Raw genomic sequence first — 15,472 nt, 5'->3', positions numbered from 1 at the left:
TCTATTTCAGGAATTTCGGGCCGAAACCGAAGATCTTGTCGTCGACTTCGCCGATTGCGTCCTTGTCCTTGCCCTCGTAGTCCAGCGACAGCAGGATATGGCGGATGACGTTGAGGCGGGCGCGGCGCTTGTCGTTGGCACGAACGACGGCCCAGGGCGTCTCCTTGTTGTGGGTCTTTTCGAGCATCGCGTCGCGCTTCTCCGTGTAGTCGTCCCACTTGTGGAGTGCGGCGATGTCCATCGGCGACAGTTTCCAGATCTTGAGCGGATCATGCCGCCGGTCGTGGAACCGCTTGAGCTGCATTTCGCGGCCGATATCCAGCCAGAACTTGAAGAAGATGATGCCCTCGTCGGAAATCGTATCCTCGAAGCGCGGCACCGCCTTCATGAACGCCTTGTATTGCTCCGGCGTGCAGAAACCCATGACCGGTTCCACCCCGGCCCGGTTGTACCAGGAGCGGTCGAAGAGCACGATCTCCCCGGCTGTCGGGAAATGCGAGATGTAGCGCTGGAAATACCATTGGCCGGCCTCGGTCTCGGTCGGCTTGTTGAGGGCCACCACGCGGGCCGAACGCGGATTGAGGTAGGCATTGATCGAAAAGATCGTCCCGCCCTTGCCGGCGGCGTCGCGACCCTCGAACAGGGCCATCATCCGCTTGCCGGTGGCCTTCAGCCAGAACTGCACCTTGACGAGTTCGACCTGCAGCTTCTCCAGATGTTTCGCGTATTTGTCCTTGTTCAGCTTGTCGTCATGGGGATATCCGCCTGAGCCGAGAGCATGTTCCTCGATCCAGCCCGGCAGTTCCGGGTCGTCGATATCGAACCGCCTGAGCTTGCCGTTGATGTCGATGGTGACTGCCCGGCTTTCGGTTTCATCCGCCATGATACTGTTTCCTCCGATCGATCCGCCATGCGGGACGGTATCCGATATGTAAAGCAAGTTCGAAATTCCGCTACCATGTGGATAGCGCCTATTTTCGCGATAGCCCATCGGAAGCGATGTATATCTGTCATGCAAGGGATATATGAGCGCGTGTTCAACCTGTGAAAGCTGCGAGTGGGATCTGTGGAGTCGGTACTGGAGAAATGGCGTCGGGGTCTGGGCACGCTCGCTGCGAGGGCCCGCCAGGAACGGCCTCTGTTGCTGCTTCTAACCCTTCTGGGGATGATCGCGTTTGTGATCGGGATGGATTGGGTGGGCGTGCTGGTGGGCTGGCTCCTCCTCGTCCTGGTCGTCGTCGGGCGCAAGCCCGCCGCCCCTCCGCCACCGGTGCCCGAGCCTGTCCGGGAAGAGGAGCCGGACTTTCAGCCGCTGCCGCAGGTGGCGGCGACACTCGGTGCGCTCGATATTCCGGCTTTCGTGCTGGGCGAGGATGTCACGGTCCTCTACCAGAACAAGGCGGCCGAAAAGGCCTTCGGAATCCTGCCGCCTGGATCACATCTTTCGGCACGGCTGCGTTCGCCGGGCATTCTCGACATGGTGCGGGAAACCATTGCCACCGACGAGCCGAACCAGATCGAGCATTCCGAGCGCCTGCCCTCCGAGCGTGTCTATACCCTGCGCATCGCCCCGATCGATCTCGGCGAGACGGTGCCGCATCGCTTGGACGGGGTGGCGCAAAAACTCTATCTCCTGTCATTCCGGGATATTTCCGAACTGCGCCGGATCGACCGCATGCGCTCGGATTTCGTGGCCAATGCCAGCCATGAGCTGCGCACGCCGCTTGCGTCCCTGCGAGGCTTCATCGAGACCCTGCAGGGGCCGGCCCGCTCCGATCCCGCCGCGCATGAACGGTTCCTGGCCATCATGTTCGACCAGGCGACGCGCATGAGCCGTCTTGTCGATGACCTCATGTCGCTGTCGCGGCTGGAGCTCAAATCCCATATCGCTCCCGACCAGACGATCGACCTGAAGCCGCTGATCGGCCATGTGCGCGATGCATTGGTGCCGCTCGCCGACGATCTTGGCGTGGAGATCCGCACGCATCTGCCCGAAGGCAAGGTGGAGGTGCTGGGTGATCGCGACGAGCTTGTCCAGGTTTTCGAAAACCTGATCGAGAACGCCTGCAAATACGGCCAGGAAGGCAAGTTCGTGGACGTCTATCTCAGGAACGGTGCCTCGGATCCGGTGGAAGTCACCGTCGTCGACCAGGGGCCGGGCATCCCGGCCGAGCACGTTCCGCGGCTGACCGAGCGCTTCTACCGCGTCAGCGTGGCCGACAGTCGTTCCAAGAAAGGGACGGGCCTTGGCCTTGCAATCGTCAAGCACATCCTCACCCGCCACAGGGCGCGTCTGATCGTGAAGTCGGAAGTGGGGAAGGGAAGCGAGTTTACCGTCAGGTTCTGACATAAAACCCTCGCATTGCAATCCTGTGCAATCATTTTGTGATGACATATCAATGGCTTGATATGTCACAAATGTTTCATTGAATTGACATAAAAGAGAGGGGCTACAGCGGCTAAGACAAGCGGGCCGAGCGTTGGCGAGAGCGAGAGCCAGCGCCGTCCGCATTCACACAAGCCCATGACGGGAGATTCCTCATGACCATCCTTAAACTTTCCGCAGCTGCCCTGGTGGCCTCCGTTGCGTTTGCCGGCGCTGCCGCCGCACGCGACCAGGTTCAGGTTGCTGGTTCGTCCACCGTTCTTCCCTACGCGAAGATCGTTGCCGAATCTTTCGGTGAAGCCTTCCCGAAGTTCAAGACCCCGGTCGTTGAGTCCGGCGGCACCGGCGCTGGCCTCAAGGAATTCTGCAAGGGCGTCGGCGAAGCCACGATCGACATTGCAAACGCTTCCCGCCCGATCAACAAGTCTGAAGCCGATGCCTGCAAGGCAGCCGGCGTCACCGACATCCAGGAAATCCGCATCGGTTACGACGGCATCGTTTTCGCGACCGCCAGCAGCAATGGCGACATGAAGCTCGAGCCGAAGGACATCTACAAGGCTCTCGCCGCTCAGGTCGTTGTTGACGGCAAGCTCGTCGCCAACCCTTACAAGAACTGGTCGGACATCAACCCGACGCTTCCGAAGGGCCCGATCGCTGCCTACATCCCGGGCGAAAAGCACGGCACCCGCGAAGTGTTCGAACTTAACGTTCTCGCAGCAGGCTGCAAGGACGCCGGCGCAACCGACGTCATCGCCAAGGAAATCGCTGACAAGGCTGCCCAGGCCAAGGCTTGCGTTGCTGTTCGCAAGGACGGCGTTGCTGTCGACATCGACGGCGACTACACCGAGACGCTCGCTCGCATCGCCGCCAACAAGACCGGCGTCGGCGTATTCGGCCTCGCTTTCTACGAAAACAACGCTGACAAGCTGAAGGTCGCCACCATGCGCGGCATCAAGCCGACCTCGGCCACCATTGCTGACGGCACCTACCCGGTTTCCCGCCCGCTGTTCTTCTACGTCAAGAAGGCTCACCTGGGCGTTGTTCCGGGCCTCAAGGAATACGTCGAGTTCTTCACCTCTGACGACATGGTCGGCCCCGAGTCGCCGCTCGTCGAGTACGGCCTCGTTGCTGCTCCGGAAGCCCAGCGCGTCCAGGTCCGCAAGGACTTCGCCGCCGGCAAGACCATGTAATTGAAAGCCCGGCGCCGCTGATGAGGCGGCGCCGTTTCTCTTCTGGCCGAGGCTTTTCGTCTCGGTGGGGATCGTCGGTTTACGGCGATGGTGTTGCGCAAGGCGCGACGGCGAATGCGATCGGTTCCGATGAACGGAACTGGGCGGTGATGGGTTGCCGCCGAAGGCGGTACGCCGGGGGATTATGATGAACACATCACTCATATTGTTGATTTTGGCGATAATCGGCATAGCCGGTTACGTCGCCGGTGCCCGCCACGCGATGGCACTGGTCGGAGGGGTTTCCTCCAAACTTCATTCGCGGCCTGGCTATTATGGTTCTTTTGTCGCCGTTTGGGCGATTGTGCCGGCCGTTGTCATTCTTTTTGTCTGGCTGGTCGCCAGCCCGATCTACATCAGCTCGTCCGTGCGCGGCGCGTTTCCCGAAGACGTGAAGGCGCAGTCTCAGGCCGAGCAAGGCCTGAGCTACGGCATGATCACCTCGATCGCCCGGGGCATGAACGCGCTGACCCGGGACGAGATTGCTCGCGTCGAGAACAATCCGATCGAGCTGCGCACCGCCCTGGGCGCCAAGGGCGTACCGCTTGCCGGCGACCCGAAGGCTTATATGGTCAAGGCCGCTGCCGACCTGAACACGATGACCTTCGTCAGCCGCATGCTCATGACGATCGTCGTGCTGGCGGCTTCCGTCGGCGGTGCATTCTCCGCCTATCGCCAGATTGCGCCGCGCTTCCGCGCCCGCAACCGGGTGGAAAAGGTCATCCTGGGCAGCCTCGTCGTCGCGTCTTCGATCGCCATTCTGACCACGGTCGGCATCGTCGCCTCGATGCTCACCGAAGCGGCCCACTTCTTCGCGGCTATTCCGGCCTGGGAATTCTTCTTCGGCACGGTCTGGGATCCGCGTTTCGCCGCTGCCGGTTCCGGCGGCTCGGAAGGCCAGTTCGGCCTCATTCCGCTGCTGCTCGGCACGCTTTATATCGGCTTCGTCGCGATGCTTTTCGCGGTTCCGATCGGCCTTTTTTCGGCAATCTACATGTCGGAATATGCATCGCCGAAGGTCCGCTCGGTCGCCAAGCCCTTGCTCGAAGTGCTCGCCGGCATTCCGACCATCGTCTACGGCTTCTTCGCACTGACGACCGTCGGCCCGTTCCTGCGCGATCTCTCCTCGCAGCTGAACGGCCTCGTCACCGGTGATTATTCCAACTTCATCCAGGCGCAGAGCGTTCTGACCGCCGGTTTCGTCATGGGCATCATGCTGATCCCTTACGTTTCCTCGCTGTCGGACGATATCATCACCGCAGTGCCGCGTGCCCTGCGTGACGGCTCGCTCGGCCTCGGCGCCACCCGCTCGGAAACCATCAAGAAGGTTGTCCTGCCGGCGGCTCTGCCGGGCATCGTCGGCGCGCTTCTGATGACTGCATCGCGCGCCGTCGGCGAAACCATGATCGTCGTGCTTGCGGCCGGTGTCGCCGCCCGCCTGCAGATCAACCCCTTCGAGCCGATGACGACCGTGACCGTCAAGATCGTCAACCAGCTGACGGGTGACCTTGAGTTCACCTCGCCGCAGACGCTGGTTGCCTTCGCGCTGGGCATCACGCTTTTCGCCATCACGCTTTGCCTCAACATCTACGCGCTTTATATCGTGCGCAAATACCGGGAGCAGTACGAATGACCGATGTGGTTTCTCCCGCCGCCGGCATCCCCAAGGCCAAGTCCGTCCGTCGCGATATCGGCATCAAGCGCCGCTACGCCGCCGAACGCCGCTTCCGTGCCTATGGCATCGCCGCGCTTTCCTTCGGCATCATCTTCCTGATGCTTCTCCTGTGGTCGGTGGTCTCCAAGGGCTATACCGCCTTCCAGCAGACCATGATCACCATGCCGGTCGAGTTCTCGCAGCAGATCATCGACCCGCAGAACGAACGTGCCACCAATCCGCAGAAGCTGATGACGGCGAACTATCCGGTCGTCGCCCGCAACGCTCTCGCCAAGCTGCTCAATGTCAGTGTGGACGACCGCGTCGCTGCCCGTGCGATCGGCCAGATGCTGTCGGATGGCGTCCGTGTTCAGCTGCGTGACCTGGTCGTCGCCAATCCGGCGATCATCGGCACGACGCAGACGGTAACCCTGCTCGCTTCCGGCGATATCGACTCGGCCTTCAAGGGGCAGGTCGACCTCACGGTCAGCCAGGAGAACCGCAAGATCAACGACCAGCAGCTCGGCTGGATGAAGCAGCTCTCCGACAGCGGCGCGCTTGCCAAGCACTTCAACGGCGGCATTTTCGTCAATGGCGCATCGAGCCGTCCGGAAGCAGCCGGCGTCGGCGTCGCTCTGATCGGCTCGTTCTACATGATGCTGATCGTACTGGCGCTGTCTCTGCCGATCGGCGTCGCGGCCTCGATCTATCTCGAGGAGTTCGCGCCGAAGAACAAGTTCACCGACCTGATCGAGGTGAACATCAACAACCTCGCGGCCGTTCCCTCGATCGTCTACGGTCTGCTCGGCCTGGCTGTCTTCGTCAACTTCATGGGCCTGCCGCGTTCCGCCTCCTTCGTCGGCGGCCTGGTGCTCACCCTCATGACGCTGCCGACGATCATCATCGCGACCCGCGCGGCATTGAAAGCCGTGCCGCCTTCGATCCGTGCAGCGGCCCTCGGCCTCGGCGCATCCAAGATGCAGACCATCTTCCACCATGTCCTGCCGCTCGCGATGCCGGGCATTCTGACCGGCACCATCATCGGCCTTGCCCACGCACTCGGCGAAACCGCACCGCTGCTTCTGATCGGCATGGTGGCCTTCGTCGCCAACTATCCGACCACGCCTCTCGACCCGTCGACGGCGCTGCCGGTGCAGATCTACATGTGGGCGAACGAAGCGGAGCGCGCGTTTGTCGAGCGTACCTCGGGAGCGATCATCATCCTGCTCCTGTTCCTCATCCTAATGAATGTTGGCGCAATTCTCTTGCGGCGTCGCTTCGAGCGGCGTTGGTAGAAGGAGTATGACAATGAATATGATGTCAGAATCAGCAGTTGAAAAGGCGCTGGACCAAAAGATGAGTGATGCATCCCACAAGATGATCGGCAAGGACGTTTCTGTGTATTACGGCGAGAAGCGCGCGCTTTTCGACGTGAACCTCAACGTCCGCGAAAACACTGTGACGGCTCTCATCGGTCCTTCCGGTTGCGGCAAGTCCACCTTCCTGCGTTGCCTCAACCGCATGAACGACACGATCGAGAACTGCCGCGTCACCGGCAAGATCACCCTCGACACGGACGATATCTACGACCAGAACATCGACGTCGTGGAACTTCGCGCCCGCGTCGGCATGGTCTTCCAGAAGCCGAACCCGTTCCCGAAGACCATCTACGAGAACATTTCCTATGGTCCGCGCATCCACGGCCTTTCCAAGAGCAAGGCCGACATGGACCAGATCGTCGAAGCGAGCCTGCAGCGCGCCGGCCTCTGGACCGAGGTCAAGGATCGTCTGCATGAATCCGGCACCGGCCTTTCTGGCGGTCAGCAGCAGCGCCTGTGCATTGCCCGTGCGATCGCCGTATCGCCGGAAGTCATCCTGATGGACGAACCCTGCTCGGCTCTCGACCCGATCGCGACCGCCAAGGTCGAGGAACTCATCCACGAGCTGCGCGCCAACTACACGATCGTCATCGTGACGCACTCGATGCAGCAGGCCGCCCGCGTGTCGCAGCGCACCGCCATGTTCCATCTCGGCCAGCTCGTCGAGGAGAACGATACGGACAAGATGTTCACCAACCCCGACGACCAGCGCACCCAGGACTACATCATGGGTCGTTTCGGCTGATCCAGCCGACCGTGCCGCCTGAAAATCAATTTTGAGGACTAGAAGATGGCATCGACCCATATCCTGTCGGCCTATGACGACGAACTGAAATATCTGAGCCGCCGCATCTCCGAGATGGGCGGTCTTGCCGAGCAGATGTGCTCGGACGCCGTGCGCGCGCTGGTCAATTCCGACGCCGCACTCGCCCAGAAGGTCATCTCCGACGACGTGATCCTCGATCACGCCGAGCGCGAGATCGGCGACAAGGCGATCGTCACGATCGCCCGCCGCCAGCCTGTTGCCGCCGACCTTCGCGAGATCGTCGGTTCGCTGCGCATCGCGTCCGATCTGGAGCGCGTCGGCGACCTCGGCAAGAACACCGCCAAGCGCGTCATCGCGGTTCAGGGCACCGGCGTTCCGCGCAAGCTCGCCCGTGGTCTCGAACATCTCTCCGATCTCGCCCTCGTGCAGCTCAAGGACGTCCTCGACGTCTACGCGACGCGTTCGGCGGAAAAGGCCGAGGCGATCCGCATCCGCGACGAGGAGATCGACGCGATGTACACCTCGCTGTTCCGCGAACTCCTCACCTACATGATGGAAGATCCGCGCAACATCACCACCTGCACGCATCTGCTGTTCTGCGCCAAGAACATCGAGCGTATCGGCGACCACGCCACCAACATCGCCGAGACCATCTACTACATGACGACGGGCGCGCAGCCTGAAGGCGATCGCCCGAAGGACGACTCGTCGAACACGCTCGGTGCGATCACCGAATAATGATGGAATGCTGACGGAGCAGAGCTGAAATGCTGCCTAAAATCGCGGTGGTCGAGGATGAAGAAGCGCTCAGCGTGCTTCTTCGCTACAATCTCGAAGCGGAAGGTTATGAGGTCGAGACGATCTTGCGGGGGGACGAAGCCGAGATCCGGCTTCAGGAGCGTACGCCGGATCTTCTGATACTCGACTGGATGCTGCCCGGCGTTTCCGGCATCGAACTCTGCCGCCGGCTGCGCATGCGTCCGGAAACGGAGCGCTTGCCGATCATCATGCTGACGGCCCGAGGCGAGGAAAGCGAACGTGTTCGCGGCCTCGCCACCGGCGCCGACGATTATGTGGTGAAGCCCTTCTCGACGCCGGAACTTATGGCCCGCGTCAAGGCCATGCTCCGCCGCGCCCGTCCCGAAGTGCTCTCCAGCGTGCTCCGCTGCGGCGATATCGAACTCGATCGGGAAACCCACCGCGTTCACCGAAAGAGCCGTGAGGTGCGCCTGGGCCCGACCGAATTCCGTCTTCTGGAGTTCCTGATGGCCTCGCCCGGCCGCGTCTTCTCGCGTTCGCAGCTTCTGGATGGCGTCTGGGGGCACGACATTTATGTCGACGAACGTACTGTCGATGTGCATGTCGGGCGCCTCAGGAAGGCGCTCAACTTCTCCAACATGCAGGATGTCATCCGCACCGTCCGCGGCGCGGGTTATTCGATGGAATCCTGAGGCGGTTCACGCCGCCTCGGTCTTCCGCTGCCATTCCGGCAGCGGGAAGATCCGGTCATAGGCCCAGTTGAAGATGAAGGCATAGACCACGTAGAAGACCGCAAAAGACACATCCATCATCAGCGCATGGAGAATGCTGACGCCGAGATACCAGGCGATCAGCGGCAGAAGCGCGATGAGCAGGCCAAGTTCGAACAGCACCGCATGCGCCACGCGTATTGCGGTGTTTTTCTGCGTGCTGCCGGTGAAACGCTGCATCAGATGGTCGAAGCCGAGATTGTAAAGATAGTTCCAGCCGGTGGCGATCGTCGCACTGCCGATGCCGACCACGCCGATATCGGTGGCCGGCATGCCGAAGGCGATGGCGCCGAGTGGTGTGATGATGGCGAGCCCGATCAACTCGAAACTGATGGCATGGCGGATACGGTCGCGTGTGGAGCGCATGATGACCTCCTGGGTGCTGTTCCGGGTCGTCCCGGAGTTCTTGCCCGGATGGGGGAGGTCGTCCTCGCCATCCTTCAGATAGGCGCAATGCCGATCCGGAGCAAGGCCTGACCGGCAGATCCGCCATCTGCAACAAAAAAAGCGGGCCGAAGCCCGCTTTCGATCTTGTCCTCGTGTCGCGCCGCCGCTCAGACGCGAACGGCAACCTTGCGGCGCTCGTTCACCGGCTGGTAGGCGAGCTTTGCGTGATAGCTGCAATAGGGCGAGGCGTCCGGGGATTCACAGCCGCAGAAGTGGAAATCTTCCTTGAGCGGATCGCCGACAGGCCACTTGCAGGTGCGCTCGGTCAGTTCGGTCAGTGCCAGGCGACGGGAGATCGGCACCACCACGTTCGAGGCGGGACGATATTCCATCTCCTCGTAAGGTTCGACCTCGATCTCTTCCTTCACCATCGTCGCGCCCACGGCGCGGGCTACAGTCCGGGTGGTGGTGGTAACGCGCGATGCATAGTTCGGAGCCCGCGGCGCCGATGTCGTGCGCTTGGCCGCCGATGTGCGACCGGTCGCGACCGTACCGCCGGCTTTCGCCCGGCCGGGAAGGCTGAGGCGATGCACCTTGCCGATCACCGCATTCCGGCTTACGCCTCCGAGTTGTGCTGCGATCTGGCTGGCACTCAGGCCCTCCGACCATAATCTTTTGAGCTTCTCGACACGCTCGTCTGTCCAGTTCATGCCCGTTCTCCGCCTTTGAACGTTGCTGGCATGCAGAATCCTTCCACCTTTGCTGCGAAAATCATTTCGCAGCACCCACTATATCTATGCTTGAGGTGACTAGTTCCGCCGCATGCAGTCTAGTAATTGATCTTTAACCTAGTGTGAGGCTGACTCCGTGGCAAGAGTCGGGCGAATCTGCGGGATTCGATTTCGTGGTTTTCCCCAACTTGCTGTCCTGGAGAGTCATTTTTGTCACATAAGCCCGGGCTTGCGCTTTCCGGCCGAAACCTGCCTAAAATGCCGAGCTTTGTTGACATTGACGGCCTAAACCACGATAGTGCCACCGCCGCCCAGTGGGCGGCATTTTTGATTTTTCGGCCCGTTCTGCGGGCTTTTTCGAGACTGCCTAGAGGAGTGATGTCGCCATGGCTGAAGCCGCGCTTTTCGACACGTTTGCCCGGGCTCCGCTGCGTTTCGAACGCGGCGAGGGCGTATGGCTTGTGACGGAGAGTGGCGAGCGATATCTCGACTTCGGTGCGGGCATCGCCGTCAACTCGCTTGGCTACGCCCACCCGCATCTCGTCGGCGCGCTGAAGGCGCAGGCCGACAAGGTCTGGCACACGTCCAATCTCTTCGAGCAGCCGGGCCAGGAGACGCTGTCGCGTCGTCTCGCCGACAACTCTTTCGCGGATAAGGTGTTCTTCACCAATTCCGGTGCCGAGGCGCTGGAATGCGCCATCAAGACGGCGCGCCGCTACCAGTTCGTGAAGGGCCATCCGGAGCGCTTCCACATCGTCACCTTCGAAGGCGCCTTCCATGGCCGCACGCTGGCGACCATCGCCGCCGGCGGCCAGGCGAAATATCTCGAGGGGTTCGGTCCCAAGGTCGAAGGCTTCGACCAGGTGCCGTTCGGCGACATGGACGCCCTGAAGGCTGCGATCACCGAAAAGACGGCGGCGATCCTCATCGAGCCCATCCAGGGCGAGGGCGGCATCCGGCCGGTCCCGAAGGAATTCCTGGCTGCGCTGCGCCGGATCTGCGACGACAACGGCCTGCTGCTGATCTTCGACGAGGTCCAGACCGGCGTCGGCCGCACGGGCAAGCTGTTCGCCTATGAATGGACGGGCGTGGCACCGGACATCATGGCTCTTGCCAAGGGCATCGGCGGCGGTTTCCCGCTCGGCGCATGCCTTGCGACGGCGGAAGCGGCTTCCGGCATGACGGCCGGCACGCATGGCACGACCTATGGCGGCAATCCGCTTGCCATGGCGGTCGGCAACGCAGTGCTCGACGTGATCCTGGGCGACGGCTTCCTGGAAAACGTCCGCGACGTAGCCCTGGTTCTCCGCCAGGGTCTCGCGAGCCTCAAGGATCGTTTCCCCAACGTCATCGAAGACATCCGTGGCGAGGGCCTGCTACTCGGCGTGAAGGCGAAGGTGCCGGCTGGCGATCTGGTTGCCGCCCTGCGGGGCGAACACATGCTGGCGGTTCCCGCCGGCGACAACGTGGTGCGTCTCCTGCCACCGCTCACAGTCACCGCGGAGGAGGCCCGCGAGGGGCTTTCCCGCATCGAGAAGGCGGCGGAAACGCTTTCCGCCTCCGAGATGAAGAAATCGGCCTGAGCGGGCAAAAAGGGGACGCCGTTGAAGGTTTCCCTCTTCACAGGGAACATCACATGGCATCTCCCAAGCATTTTCTCGATCTTTCCGCCGTGTCCTCGGCGGATCTCAGGGCAATTCTCGACGACGCGAAGATCCGCAAGCAGGCGACCAAGGCCGGCACGGCGGAAAAACCTCTCGCCGGCAAGATGCTGGCGATGATCTTCGAAAAACCCTCCACCCGCACCCGTGTCTCCTTCGATGTCGGCATGCGCCAGCTCGGCGGTGAGACGCTGTTTCTGTCGGGCACCGAAATGCAGCTCGGTCGCGCCGAGACGATCGGCGACACCGCCAAGGTTCTGTCGCGTTATGTCGATGCGATCATGATCCGCACCACCGATCATGCCCGCATGCTGGAACTCGCCGAACACGCGACCGTGCCGGTCATCAACGCGCTGACCGACGATACGCATCCCTGCCAGATCATGGCCGACATCATGACCTTCGAAGAACATCGCGGCCCGATCGCCGGCAAGACGATCGCCTGGACGGGCGATGGCAACAACGTGCTGCATTCCTTCGTCGAAGGCGCCGCCCGTTTCGGTTACCGCATGAACATGGCGGTACCGATGGGCTCGGAGCCGCACGACAAGTTCCTCAACTGGGCCCGCAACAATGGTGGCAGCATCATGCTCTGCCATGATGCGGAGCGGGCCGTGGCTGGCGCCGACTGCGTCGTCACCGACACCTGGGTCTCGATGAACCAGGAGCACAAGGCCCGCGGCCACAACGTCTTCCAGCCCTTCCAGGTCAATGCGGACCTGATGCAGCGGGCCGACAAGGAAGCGGTGTTCATGCACTGCCTGCCGGCCCATCGCGGCGAGGAGGTGACCGACGAGGTGATCGACGGTCCGCAGTCGGTCGTTTTCGACGAGGCTGAGAACCGCCTGCATGCGCAGAAATCCATTCTCGCATGGTGCTTCGGCGCCGTCTGAGCGCAAACTCCCTGCACGGGCGCGGAGAGCTGGCGGCGGTAATCGAACCTTGATTTCCGCTCCGCGATCCCCCATCTGTCGGCTTTCAACAATACGCCGTCTTCTGGACTGGCGTTTCAACACACATCGTCGACGTCTTTTCCTCCGGCCAGCGGTTCCGCTCGGGCTGGCGCTTGTGTAAAGGTTTTTGGGTCGGCGCGAAGGAGTGAAGTCATGGCGGAAGCGACTGTGGAACTCAACGAACTCGACTTTGCCGGAGACGACCGGGTCGTTCCCTTCCAGGTGGAGGGGCTCGACGTGCGCGGCCGTGCGGTCCAGCTCGGGCCGCTGCTGAACTCCATCCTCGGACGTCACGATTATCCGGGGCCGGTCGCGCGGCTGCTTGCCGAAGCGATCGTGCTGACGGCCCTGCTCGGCACCTCGCTGAAATTCGACGGCAAGTTCACAGTGCAGACCAAGGGCGACGGGCCCGTCGACCTGCTGGTCGCGGACTTCTCGACGCCCGACAGCCTTCGCGCCTATGCCCGTTACGACGAGGAAGCCCTGGCCGCGGCAGTCAGGGAAGGCAGGACCTCGCCGCCGGAACTTCTCGGCCAGGGAGTGCTCGCCTTCACCATCGACCAGGGCCGCGGCATGCAGCCCTATCAGGGCATCGTGCCGCTCGACGGCTCGTCGCTGGAGGAGATCGCCGGCGTCTATTTCCGCCAGTCGGAGCAGATCCCGACCAAGGTGCGCCTGGGTGTCGCCGAATTGTTCGATCGCGATGCCGAGGGCAAGCCGCGCCACAACTGGCGGGCAGGCGGGCTCGTCGCGCAGTTCCTACCGCAGGCGCCCGAGCGCATGCGGCAGCCGGACCTGCATGGCGGCGATGGCGATGAGCGCGATATCGATTTCGCCGACGACGATGCCTGGGCGGAAGCCCGCACGCTGGTGGAAACGATCGACACCGACGAGCTGACCGACCCGCAGGTCGCGATAGAGCGGCTGTTGTTTCGCCTTTTCCACGAGCGCGGCGTCCGGGTCTACACGCCCCAGACGGTATTCGACCGCTGCAGCTGCTCGCGCGACAAGATCAAGGGCGTCCTGTCGGGCTTCAGCGCCGAGGAGATCGAGGCAAGCGAGGAGGATGGCGAAATCGCCGTCACCTGCGAGTTCTGCTCGACCACGTATCGTTACAAGACGGACGAATTCGCCGTTGCTTGACGGTTAAACGGCGGGAGAAAACTCCCGCCGTATTCGTTTCAAGGCATCTTGCACTCGAAGTTCGCGCCGTCTTTCAGATCGCCGTTGCCTGAATACCTGGCCGATTGCGGATAGGGGCAAAGTGGCCGTGTCATCGCCGGCTTGCCGTCCTTCATCTGGCTCGCCCGGATCACTTCCGGCGCCTTGCCGTTCTCCACCCAGTCCATCAGCGGCGTGAAGGCGTCGAAGACATCCGTGCCATAACCCGCGGTGCAATGGAACATGCCGGGCACCATGAACAGGCGGTAGAATTCCGCCGTCCGCTCGGCGCCCATCTGCTTGCGGACAGCTTCATAGTAGTTCACGCCCATCATCGGGTTGAGCGCCGGGTCAGACCAGCCGAAATAGGTGATCATCCGCCCGCCGCGCTTCCGGAACTCGCTGAGGTCCGGATTGGTCGCGTCGACGATCTCGCGGATCGCGCCGATCTTCGGATATTCGGCGTCGAAGTCGAATGTCTTCCAGTCGATCGCTTTTCCGGAAGCGGGCAGCATTGCCATGTTCTTGACGAAGGTCTCGCCATAGGCGAGCTGCCGGCTCGGCCCCGGCTCGGATACCATCCACATGTCCCAGCCGCTCACCCCGGTCGGATCGACGCCCTCGGTGCCGAACTGCACGCCGGGAAAAATCGTCTCGCCCTTGATCTTCACGCCGCCTGCCAGCGTCTTCAGCGTTTCGGCCTGCGCCGGCGTGAAGCAGTCGGAGCCACCAGCCTCGCAGATCTTGAGGTCCTTGGCCGGATCGAAATTGCATTGCCGCGGATCGGCAATCAGCCCATCCCTGGCGCCGTCGATCGCATCGCACTTGTCCATCACCGCCTTGGCAAGCACGGGAAGCTGCGCCCGGCTGATCGGTGCCTTGAGCAGTGCTCGCGCATTCCACACGCCCCAGATCTGCGTATTGGTGAGGTCGAGGACCGGCGCTCCGGCAAGAATGCCGTCGAAATCGCCCGGATAACGCTGCGCCGCCATCAGCCCCTGACGCCCGCCCGTCGAGCAGCCGTCCCAATAGGAGAAGGACGGATGCCGGTCGTAATAGCGTGCCGCGATCGCCTTGGCGGTATCGACGGTGACATGCACGGCTCGCGAGCCATAATCGATCAGGAGGTCGAGATCCTGCGCGAAATCCCCGAGCTTGTAGGTAACCGCGTCATGGCCGGTATTCTGCTGGACGGTGAGGAAGCCCCTCGAAAGCGCGGCATTGCGGGTGGCCACCCGCGAAGCTGCGGCAAGATCCTCGCCCGCATAACCGCCATTGCCGAACATGTAGAGCCGCCGGTTCCAATTGTCGGGCAGGGTGATCTCGAAACGCACCTGCGGCCGGATATAGCCGGTCACCTGGCAATGGCCGGGCACGTTTCCGACACCCGCCACATGCGTGGCTTTCAGGGTCGTGACGTCGGCGAAGGATTGGCTGTTCAGCATGCCGCAGGCGATCTGCGGCGAGACGGTGGCGGATACGAAATCCGGCCTGTCCTTCTGGTCGATGAAACTGCTTTTGTTCTGCGCGAGCGCCGGAGTGAAGGCCGCAAGCGTCACCAAGGCGCAGGATGCCAGCAGAAGGCCCAATTGATCGGGTTTCGTCATCAAGTTCTCCTCCCAAAGACCGTTTGACG

The 15,472-nt window shown here is 62.1% G+C and carries 14 protein-coding genes; 10 read left to right on the top strand and 4 right to left on the bottom strand.

Annotated elements, in window-relative coordinates; translation table 11 throughout:
* Position 1 precedes the first annotated feature (1 nt).
* Positions 2 to 883 carry a polyphosphate kinase 2 gene (ppk2, locus tag J2X76_RS05255; protein WP_310213841.1) on the bottom strand — a complete coding sequence of 294 codons (882 nt, stop codon included), beginning with the start codon at positions 881 to 883 and terminating at the stop codon, positions 2 to 4.
* Between the two features lie 282 nt (positions 884 to 1,165).
* On the opposite strand from ppk2, the gene phoR reads away from it, so the two are divergent.
* From phoR to phoB, 7 genes are all read left to right on the top strand, one after another.
* Positions 1,166 to 2,347: a phosphate regulon sensor histidine kinase PhoR gene (phoR, locus tag J2X76_RS05250; protein WP_113285340.1), complete on the top strand. Its 1,182-nt coding sequence runs from the start codon at positions 1,166 to 1,168 to the stop codon at positions 2,345 to 2,347.
* A gap of 194 nt (positions 2,348 to 2,541) precedes the next feature.
* Positions 2,542 to 3,576: a substrate-binding domain-containing protein gene (locus tag J2X76_RS05245; protein ID WP_113125634.1), complete on the top strand. Its 1,035-nt coding sequence runs from the start codon at positions 2,542 to 2,544 to the stop codon at positions 3,574 to 3,576.
* Between the two features lie 187 nt (positions 3,577 to 3,763).
* Positions 3,764 to 5,248: a phosphate ABC transporter permease subunit PstC gene (gene pstC / locus J2X76_RS05240; RefSeq protein ID WP_310213839.1), complete on the top strand. Its 1,485-nt coding sequence runs from the start codon at positions 3,764 to 3,766 to the stop codon at positions 5,246 to 5,248.
* Positions 5,245 to 6,564, top strand: coding sequence for a phosphate ABC transporter permease PstA (gene pstA / locus J2X76_RS05235; protein ID WP_310213837.1), 1,320 nt, complete (start codon positions 5,245 to 5,247; stop codon positions 6,562 to 6,564). Before pstC ends, pstA begins: the two co-directional genes overlap by 4 nt.
* Positions 6,565 to 6,577: 13 nt before the next feature.
* Positions 6,578 to 7,393, top strand: a complete 816-nt coding sequence (pstB, locus tag J2X76_RS05230; protein ID WP_113125636.1) for a phosphate ABC transporter ATP-binding protein PstB — start codon at positions 6,578 to 6,580, stop codon at positions 7,391 to 7,393.
* Between the two features lie 45 nt (positions 7,394 to 7,438).
* Entirely contained in the window at positions 7,439 to 8,152 is a 714-nt protein-coding gene (gene phoU / locus J2X76_RS05225) for a phosphate signaling complex protein PhoU (protein ID WP_113125637.1), read from the top strand.
* A 29-nt stretch (positions 8,153 to 8,181) separates the two neighbouring features.
* The gene (phoB, locus tag J2X76_RS05220; RefSeq protein ID WP_113125638.1) at positions 8,182 to 8,865 is read left to right on the top strand and encodes a phosphate regulon transcriptional regulator PhoB; all 684 of its coding nucleotides are present in this window, start codon (positions 8,182 to 8,184) and stop codon (positions 8,863 to 8,865) included.
* A gap of 6 nt (positions 8,866 to 8,871) precedes the next feature.
* Here phoB and J2X76_RS05215 read toward each other — a convergent pair whose 3' ends face one another.
* Together J2X76_RS05215 and J2X76_RS05210 are read right to left on the bottom strand one after the other, a co-directional pair.
* A complete protein-coding gene (locus J2X76_RS05215; protein ID WP_310213833.1) occupies positions 8,872 to 9,309 on the bottom strand; it encodes a PACE efflux transporter in 438 nt (145 codons plus the stop codon).
* Between the two features lie 188 nt (positions 9,310 to 9,497).
* Positions 9,498 to 10,040, bottom strand: coding sequence for a GcrA family cell cycle regulator (locus J2X76_RS05210; RefSeq protein ID WP_113125640.1), 543 nt, complete (start codon positions 10,038 to 10,040; stop codon positions 9,498 to 9,500).
* 407 nt (positions 10,041 to 10,447) lie between these two features.
* Between J2X76_RS05210 and J2X76_RS05205 the strand changes: the two genes are divergently transcribed.
* From J2X76_RS05205 to J2X76_RS05195, 3 genes are all read left to right on the top strand, one after another.
* A complete protein-coding gene (locus tag J2X76_RS05205) occupies positions 10,448 to 11,644 on the top strand; it encodes an aspartate aminotransferase family protein (protein WP_310213830.1) in 1,197 nt (398 codons plus the stop codon).
* Between the two features lie 53 nt (positions 11,645 to 11,697).
* Entirely contained in the window at positions 11,698 to 12,615 is a 918-nt protein-coding gene (argF, locus tag J2X76_RS05200) for an ornithine carbamoyltransferase (RefSeq protein ID WP_113125642.1), read from the top strand.
* Positions 12,616 to 12,828: 213 nt separating this feature from the next.
* Positions 12,829 to 13,818 (top strand): Hsp33 family molecular chaperone, encoded by a 990-nt coding sequence (locus J2X76_RS05195; RefSeq protein WP_113125643.1) that lies wholly within the window; start codon positions 12,829 to 12,831, stop codon positions 13,816 to 13,818.
* A gap of 38 nt (positions 13,819 to 13,856) precedes the next feature.
* Here J2X76_RS05195 and J2X76_RS05190 read toward each other — a convergent pair whose 3' ends face one another.
* Positions 13,857 to 15,443 (bottom strand): tannase/feruloyl esterase family alpha/beta hydrolase, encoded by a 1,587-nt coding sequence (locus J2X76_RS05190; protein WP_310213827.1) that lies wholly within the window; start codon positions 15,441 to 15,443, stop codon positions 13,857 to 13,859.
* Positions 15,444 to 15,472 lie beyond the last annotated feature (29 nt).

Origin of the sequence: Neorhizobium sp. 2083 (assembly GCF_031455615.1) — a bacterium.
In the GTDB taxonomy this organism is placed as follows: Bacteria; Pseudomonadota; Alphaproteobacteria; order Rhizobiales; family Rhizobiaceae; genus Neorhizobium.
This window is presented reverse-complemented; position numbering and strand designations above follow the sequence as displayed.